Genomic DNA, 6,684 nt, shown 5'->3' with positions numbered 1-6,684 from the left:
CTCATCGGCATTTTTGAGAAGGACGACGGGTACGTCTTCAGTGAGACTGTCCGAGTGACCGAGAACGGCGCGAAGTCGCTGAGCAGCATATCCCGTGACATGCTGGTAAATTGCTGACCTTTCAGGATTGCGTAGTTTTCGGCGATGACGCAAATTCGGAGCCCATGGCGCCAATTGTCAATGTCAAAACACTCCATCCCAGGATTGGAGAACTGACGGGAGAAGTTTACCAGCGACTGTTCGCCGCTGATCGCGGCAATCGCCACCTTTGCCTTGAAAGCGAGGCTGTTCCGGCGCGGTCGTCTCATCATCCTACTCCTGTTTCCGGCAGCAAAGCCAAAGTCAGGCTGAAGTCCTGCTGCGTTTTGTGCTGATTCAACATCCGCCTCGATGGAGGTGACGATGGGAAGAGCATTGAGCGGGGAGCTGCGACGTTTATGGCTCGGGCTACTTCTACATCCCCGGCACCGAAACCTGCCTGCGCATCGGCGGCTATGTCCGCTATGACATTTCCGCTGGCGATGTCGGCAGCTTCGATGGCGCGCGTTCGACAGACGTTCTCAACGGCAAGGACCAGGGCACTTGGCATAAGAACCCCCGCTTCACCCTGAGGACCTGGACTGGCCAGGAAACCGAACTCGGCACGTTGAAGACGTACACCGAGACCCGCTTCAACTTCGGCAACTCCGCTTACTACGCTGGCGAAGAAGGCAATCCCGCTCACAACAAGGGCGCTTCGTTGAATTTCGCCTGGATCCAGCTCGGCGGTCTTCGCGTCGGTTTGGACGATTCTGTCTTTCGACACGTTCATCGGCTATGCCGGCAACGTCATCAATGACACCATCGTCCCTTATGCGGATTTCTCCACCGACCTCATCCAGTACAACTTCGACGCCGGCAACGGCTTTAATTCTTCGCGCGTCGGGGATCTCGCGCAGGAATTCGGCGAGACCCGGGTCGGCTTCAGGAAAATTCGGCGGTAGGGTGCCTTTATAGTTCGCTGCAGTTCCACTCGTCTGCCCCGTTGAGATTCGACCTAAGGGCTCGGGGCGGGGAACGATACAACCAGCAAGGTCATTCATGGCTACGATTCTCTCACCGATCCCTTTGACCGGCGTTCCCTTCCCTAGATCAGAATATGCGAGCAGGCAGCAGAAGGTTTTTGAGGCGATTGAAACCGCCAAGCTTGACGCGCTCGTGGTCACCGCTCATACGCATCTCCAGTACCTAACCGGATACGATGGGGCAGCTGGGGTATTTTGCACCGTTCCCATTGATCCTCGCGCCTGGACGCGCGCCGATTTTTGTTATTCGCGAGTATGACGAGGAAGCCGTTCGAGCATGCAGCTGCATCAAGGAGATTGTACTTACACCCAACCAATCTGACTTTGCCAAAGTCTGCGCCAATGTGCTTCGACGGTATGGGCTGCAAAATCAAACGGTAGGTTTGAGCTTGGCTGTTGGAATTTCGCGCCGGCCGATTTGGGCGCCCTTCAGATGCAACTTCGGGCAATGAAGGTCGCCGATGCAACGCGTCTGGTCGGGTCTGTGCAGGCGGTAAAGAGCCAGTTAGAATTGACGGCTATGCGAGAGGCTATGTCTTGGACCGATCTGGCGATCCAAACGTTTCAGCGCTCACTACGGGACGGTATCACGGAAGCGGAGACGGCCGCGGCAATCGAGGCGGAAGTCGCCAAAGTTGGTGGCCGAGTTAGTTTTGCCGTTTTAGGGTTTGGAGACCGAACAAGGCTTCCGCACGTGCTCCCGGACCATCACCCGATCCGAAACAATGAGCCTGCGATAATTGAATTAGGCGGCGTGAAGCACGGATACGAGGTGGGTGTGTGCCGGAGCGCTGTTCTTGGCCAGCATCCTGAGGCCGAAGCTCTGCATGCATTGTCGGTAGAGGCGCTTGAAGCTGTGATTGACGCGATGAGACCGGGGGCGACTGCAGGGGAGGTCGATGCCGCCGCGTGTAAAGTGCTTGACCGTTCCGGGCGTCCTCGTATTCGCCGCCAGCGAGCCGGATACTCAACTGGAATTAAATGGTCGGCGCGGGGTAACCCGAGTCTGGAGCCGGGTGCGACGGACGTCCTCGAGGTCGGCATGACATTCCATATGCCAACTCATCTGTTCGGGGGAAGCGGGTATATTATTGGCTGCAGCGAACACGTCTTAGTGACGGACGGCGGCGCGGAGATTCTCAGCCGTACTCCCCATATACTGCATCACGCATGATTTATAATGGAGTGACGTGCGACCGCAAAGTCGATCCGCTTTCTTGCAATTTTCCACTTATGGAGTGAGAAGGAGAGTTGCATGCAGGCAATGGACAAGGCCATGCTGCAGGACGTCTTTTTAAAAGGTCTGAGTCCTGCTCGTCGGCGCCAGGATGGTGTCGAAACGCCACGCACGCAATCCTTGCGGATCGATCGATCGACGCGCACAGGGCCGGGCGCGAAGAGGCCGTATTGAAGCCGCGATCGAGGAGCTCTGTGCGACGCCGAAGACCCCTTCTACATGCCTCGCTGCGCATTTCGCAAAAACCGGACAACGTCGCCGACGAAAGATGATGTCTGGCACCTGGATGAAGTCGCGGTGCGCATCAACGGTCAGAAGTGCTGGTTGTGGAGAGCGGTTGAACAGGACGGATATGTCTCGATGAGATCATCCCAGACCCCGTCGCAACGCCAAGGCCGGCAGGCGCCTGCTGACGCGGCTTCTGAAGAAGCAGGGTCTGCCGCCAAAGTGTATGGTCACCGACAAATTGCGTTCCTACGGGCGGCCAAACGCCAAAGCATGCCGAACTGGAACACCGCTCGCATAAGAGGCTCGAACAACCGGGCGGAGAATTCTCACCTGCCGTTCCGAAAACGGGAGCGAACGCAACAGGGTTTCCGGTCGGTCGGCTCATTGCAACTCGACCTTCTCCGCAGTCCGAAACCTCTTCGTCCCATCCCAGACCAACCGCTCGGCAGCACAAATTCGAAGCCAACGACCCCAAGCCATCGCCACCTGGGAAGGTGCACGGCCTGCCTGAAAAAGCGACGGTGTCGGCATCATGCGGCCACACAACGACATACTCGACTGCCTAAGCTACTCCGTCGATCTTGAAGCGCACGGCCGCTACAGTTCTCCATTCTTGACGAGGCGAATGAGGCCTTGGCCATTCCTGCCCTAGTGTCTGGAGCGTGACTTGTTGCCGACGCGTGCGCAATGTCGCAATGTCTTCAGCCCGATTTTGATCGCGTCGATTGACCGCTGTGACTTCATTGGCAGTTCACCCGTGCGCCACCTGTAAAGCAAATCCGCCAAGCAATGGTCGAATTTGGACACAAGCTGCCGGGCCGGTCAGGTCAGGCGAGCGTGAGAATCAGGGATGGGTCAGACATGCCAGTCACTGGTAGCTACTGGGAAGGCGTAACCTCAAGGCACCGCGCCTTAACGCGCGGCGCGCAACTCTGGGGCGACCAAGCTGTCAAGTTCCAGACGCTCGCCCTTCACGCGCGTCCGCGCGGCGTCATAGATACGACACCGGCGTACCGATTGCCGGCTATCTCAACCTCGAACTTTCCGTTTTTGAGCCAGGAGGCACTGACGCCTGATTCCGCGTGAAGATAGCCCATGCCGACCCCACAGCCGATGGTGTGCCCGAAACCGGCTGAGCGCAGATTGCCTACGAGAATGCCATCGCGCCAAACCGGTTCCGTCCCGAACATGAGGGGGGCCTCCCCGAGAACGGCCAGTTGCACGAGACGCCGGCGAGGGGTCTGGCCGCGCCCGGCCTCAGAGCGGCACGACCGATGAAATCCGATTCTTGTCCCAGGCGACAGTGAAACCGAGGCCTGATTCGAGCGGCGTATCCTCGTCGCTCAGGTCAGAGCCCCAGTCGCGGTATCCGGCCTCTAGGCGCAATGTATTCAGCGCCACATACCCGGCCTGGCGAAGGCTCAGGTCATAGCCCTTCGCCACGATGGCATCGTAAATGCCGAGCGCCTGCTCAGCCGGGATGTGGAGTTCCCATCCGAGTTCGCCGACAAAGGTCATCCGGAACGCGAGAGCTATGCCGTAGCGGATCTCGATTTCGCGAGCCGTCGCAAACGGGAAAGCGGTATCCGAGAAATCGGCTGGGCTAACGAGTGACAGCAGTTCGCGCGATTGCGGGCCCATGACCGACAGCGTGACATAACCCGACGAGACGTCAGCGATCGTTGCCTGCCCGGCCCCCTTTGCGTGGTTCTTGAGCCACGCGAGGTCACGAATGCGCTGCGCGGCAGCAGTGACGACTAGGAATTCCTCGTCGCTCGTCCTGCAGATGGTGACGTCCGACTCCATGCCGCCGCGTTGGTTCAACAAAGGGGTATATACTATCCGCCCGACGGGCACTTCGATATCGTTGGTCGATAGGCGCTGCAGCAGGGCGAGCGCGTCCCGTCCCTGGACAAGCATGTGGGCGAACGATGTCTGGTCAAACAACGTAACGTCCGACCGCGTGGCTGCGTGTTCCGCTCCGCTGTGCCTGAACCAGTCATCCTTGCCGAAAGTGGCGTGCGTGACCCGTTTTGTACCAGGCTCGCCAAACCACTGTACACGTTCCCAGCCCGCGACCTCACCGAAGTTCGCACCTGCCTGAGCGAGACGGCTATGCAGCGGTGAAACCCGAACGTTGCGGGCGGTTTTTGGGGATTTGTGCGGCCAGTGGAGGTTCCAGAGGTTGCCCACGGCCTCGGTCGCACGGTCGTAGAGATAGCGGCGGTTACGCTGGAAGGCCATGGCGCGTCGCACGTCCATCCCCCAGTAGTCGCCAGCAGGGATGCCTGTCGACATCCATTCGGCCATGACTTTGCCGACCCCACCCGAGGACTCGATGCCGCATGAGTTGAACCCCGTTGCGACATACAGCCCCGCGATATCAGGCGCTGGACCCAGCAGGAACCGGTTGTCGGCGTGAAGCTCTCCGGGCCGTTGAAGTTCAGCTGAAGCCCTACCTCTGCCAAGATCGGCATGCGCTCGATAGCGGCTGCCAAGTAGGGCTCGATATGGTCGAAATCCTCGGGCAAGGAGTCGAAGCTGAAATCGCGCGGGATGCCGTCCATGCCCCATGGCTTGGCACGCGCTTCGAAGAAGCCGAATAGCAGCTTGCCGGCATCTGGTTTAGCGTAAACCGCAGCATCCATATCGCGGATCGTCGGCAACTCCGCAGGCCTGGAATGGCTTCCGTCACCACATAAAAATGCTCGGCGGCATGCAGGGGACCGTCCAGTTGAGATTCGCAGCGACATTACGACTCCACATTCCCGTGCAGATAACCGCCTTCTCGGCGCGAACCAGACCTTCAGCAGTTTCCAAGCCGACGAGGCGCCCCTTGTCGATCACGATGCGGTTCACGGGTGTCCGCTCGAGAATCTTCGCCCCACCCTGTCGCGCCCCGGCCGCGAAAGCCCGTGCGGTGTCGATTGGGTTGGTCATGCCATCAGAGGCAATCCAGGCGGCACCGAGAACGTCGCTGACTTCCAGCAGGGGGACGCGCCGCTTTGCCTCGGCTGCGTCGATCATCTCAACGTCCAAGCCAAAAGACCGGCCCATTGACGATCCTCGTCTGAGTTCCTCCATGCGGGCCTCCGTTGCGGCGATAGTGATCGAGCCGCTCTGCCGGAAGCCAGTCGCTTGTCCGTCAATTGCTCCAGATAACGGAACAGCTCGGCGGAGTACTGCGCCAGCCTGGCCATATTTTCGTTGGCTCGGAGTTGAGTAACCAGTCCTGCCGCATGCCAGGTGGTCCCGCATGTGAGCTGGTCGCGTTCGAGGACAAGGACTTCCCGATGTCCGATCCGGGTCAGGTGGTATGCGATCGACAGGCCGATGATGCCGCCACCGATGATCACGTATTCGACGTGGGAGGGAATTTCGATGTGCATTTGACAACTCGCAGAATGACGCGTCCAACGTTACGGTCGGTTCAACGCAGGTGAACATGGGGGCGGTGAGGAGCGTGTGATGGTGAAGATTGTCAGCCAGAGGGGATCAGTAGGGCCTTTTGGCGGACGTAGGATCTCACCATGAGCCCCAGTCATCACCTCCAACCTTTTCGTTATTCGAATCCCGAGACTACGGTGCTACCAAAGTCGGATGCCGCCAAAAGTCGCGCGTATTAGGCTGAAATTCTGTATCTTTGCGGACAAACCGAAGGACTTCATCTTACCGGGGTCCAGATAGTTTCTGCCACAGAATGACCCACTTAGACGACCTCGAAAAACCTCCCCATTTCGACTGCTTTCTGATTCATTCTCGCGGTGATTTGCGGGAGGCTGCGGATGCGGGGACAGGCGGTGGTTTGGGACATGGACGAGCGTCATGTGCGGCTGAGCGAGGCCGGCGATCCGCTGGAGAAGCTGAACGCACTGGTGCCGTGGGAGGTTTTCCGCAAGCCGCTCGCCAAGGCGTTGAAGCGCTCGGGCGGTCGCCATCCCTACGATCGTGATGATGTTCAAGATCATGGTGCTGCAGGCGCTCTATGGCCTGTCGGACGACCAGGCCGAGTCCCAGATGTCAAACGGCTTCCAAAACTCACCCTCGATCGGCGTCCAATTTTGACCCCCTTATGTAATGCGCGGCGTTCAGCGTTCGCCCGGGCGGAGCTGGTCAGGGTTGCGCAGCCCGGGCGAGCGCGGATGGCGCTTGGCA

The 6,684-nt window shown here is 59.0% G+C and carries 9 protein-coding genes and 2 pseudogenes; 6 read left to right on the top strand and 5 right to left on the bottom strand.

Features of this window, described 5'->3' with window-relative positions; genetic code table 11:
- Positions 1-308: pseudogene (locus NKI41_RS32565) on the bottom strand (hypothetical protein); the annotation flags it as partial.
- A gap of 119 nt (positions 309-427) precedes the next feature.
- Here NKI41_RS32565 and NKI41_RS32560 point away from each other — a divergent pair.
- From NKI41_RS32560 to NKI41_RS32540, 5 genes and pseudogenes are all read left to right on the top strand, one after another.
- Positions 428-914 (top strand): annotated as a pseudogene (locus tag NKI41_RS32560) (porin); the annotation flags it as partial.
- Between the two features lie 166 nt (positions 915-1,080).
- Positions 1,081-1,323: an aminopeptidase P family N-terminal domain-containing protein gene (locus NKI41_RS32555; RefSeq protein ID WP_352687075.1), complete on the top strand. Its 243-nt coding sequence runs from the start codon at positions 1,081-1,083 to the stop codon at positions 1,321-1,323.
- A 189-nt stretch (positions 1,324-1,512) separates the two neighbouring features.
- Positions 1,513-2,238: a M24 family metallopeptidase gene (locus NKI41_RS32550; RefSeq protein ID WP_352687072.1), complete on the top strand. Its 726-nt coding sequence runs from the start codon at positions 1,513-1,515 to the stop codon at positions 2,236-2,238.
- Between the two features lie 81 nt (positions 2,239-2,319).
- Complete coding sequence (locus tag NKI41_RS32545) at positions 2,320-2,475, top strand: hypothetical protein (RefSeq protein WP_352687070.1); 156 nt, start codon at positions 2,320-2,322, stop codon at positions 2,473-2,475.
- A gap of 45 nt (positions 2,476-2,520) precedes the next feature.
- Positions 2,521-3,114: a DDE-type integrase/transposase/recombinase gene (locus tag NKI41_RS32540; RefSeq protein ID WP_352687069.1), complete on the top strand. Its 594-nt coding sequence runs from the start codon at positions 2,521-2,523 to the stop codon at positions 3,112-3,114.
- A 386-nt stretch (positions 3,115-3,500) separates the two neighbouring features.
- On the opposite strand, the gene NKI41_RS32535 is transcribed toward NKI41_RS32540, so the two are convergent.
- From NKI41_RS32535 to NKI41_RS32520, 4 genes are all read right to left on the bottom strand, one after another.
- The gene (locus NKI41_RS32535) at positions 3,501-3,719 is read right to left on the bottom strand and encodes a glycine cleavage T C-terminal barrel domain-containing protein (protein WP_352687066.1); all 219 of its coding nucleotides are present in this window, start codon (positions 3,717-3,719) and stop codon (positions 3,501-3,503) included.
- Positions 3,720-3,786: 67 nt separating this feature from the next.
- Positions 3,787-4,839 (bottom strand): hypothetical protein, encoded by a 1,053-nt coding sequence (locus NKI41_RS32530; protein WP_352687064.1) that lies wholly within the window; start codon positions 4,837-4,839, stop codon positions 3,787-3,789.
- Between the two features lie 381 nt (positions 4,840-5,220).
- Positions 5,221-5,634 (bottom strand): NAD(P)/FAD-dependent oxidoreductase, encoded by a 414-nt coding sequence (locus NKI41_RS32525; RefSeq protein ID WP_352687078.1) that lies wholly within the window; start codon positions 5,632-5,634, stop codon positions 5,221-5,223.
- Complete coding sequence (locus tag NKI41_RS32520) at positions 5,553-5,918, bottom strand: FAD-dependent oxidoreductase (RefSeq protein WP_352687062.1); 366 nt, start codon at positions 5,916-5,918, stop codon at positions 5,553-5,555. The genes NKI41_RS32525 and NKI41_RS32520 overlap by 82 nt, the downstream gene beginning before the upstream one ends.
- Positions 5,919-6,480: 562 nt before the next feature.
- Here NKI41_RS32520 and NKI41_RS32515 point away from each other — a divergent pair.
- Entirely contained in the window at positions 6,481-6,594 is a 114-nt protein-coding gene (locus tag NKI41_RS32515; RefSeq protein WP_352687059.1) for a transposase, read from the top strand.
- The last annotated feature ends 90 nt before the right edge of the window (positions 6,595-6,684 follow it).

Origin of the sequence: Mesorhizobium sp. M0601 (assembly GCF_040320845.1) — a bacterium.
Lineage (GTDB): Bacteria > Pseudomonadota > Alphaproteobacteria > Rhizobiales > Rhizobiaceae > Mesorhizobium.
Note: the sequence above shows the minus strand (reverse complement) of the source record. Positions and strands in the feature narration are given on the sequence as shown.

Coding starts and splice junctions, on each gene's coding strand:
- NKI41_RS32555 (WP_352687075.1), top strand. CDS start 1,081: ATGGCTACGATTCTCTCACCGATCCCTTTGACCGGCGTTCCCTTCCCT.
- NKI41_RS32550 (WP_352687072.1), top strand. CDS start 1,513: ATGAAGGTCGCCGATGCAACGCGTCTGGTCGGGTCTGTGCAGGCGGTA.
- NKI41_RS32545 (WP_352687070.1), top strand. CDS start 2,320: ATGCAGGCAATGGACAAGGCCATGCTGCAGGACGTCTTTTTAAAAGGT.
- NKI41_RS32540 (WP_352687069.1), top strand. CDS start 2,521: ATGCCTCGCTGCGCATTTCGCAAAAACCGGACAACGTCGCCGACGAAA.
- NKI41_RS32535 (WP_352687066.1), bottom strand. CDS start 3,719: ATGTTCGGGACGGAACCGGTTTGGCGCGATGGCATTCTCGTAGGCAAT.
- NKI41_RS32530 (WP_352687064.1), bottom strand. CDS start 4,839: ATGGCCGAATGGATGTCGACAGGCATCCCTGCTGGCGACTACTGGGGG.
- NKI41_RS32520 (WP_352687062.1), bottom strand. CDS start 5,918: ATGCACATCGAAATTCCCTCCCACGTCGAATACGTGATCATCGGTGGC.
- NKI41_RS32515 (WP_352687059.1), top strand. CDS start 6,481: ATGATGTTCAAGATCATGGTGCTGCAGGCGCTCTATGGCCTGTCGGAC.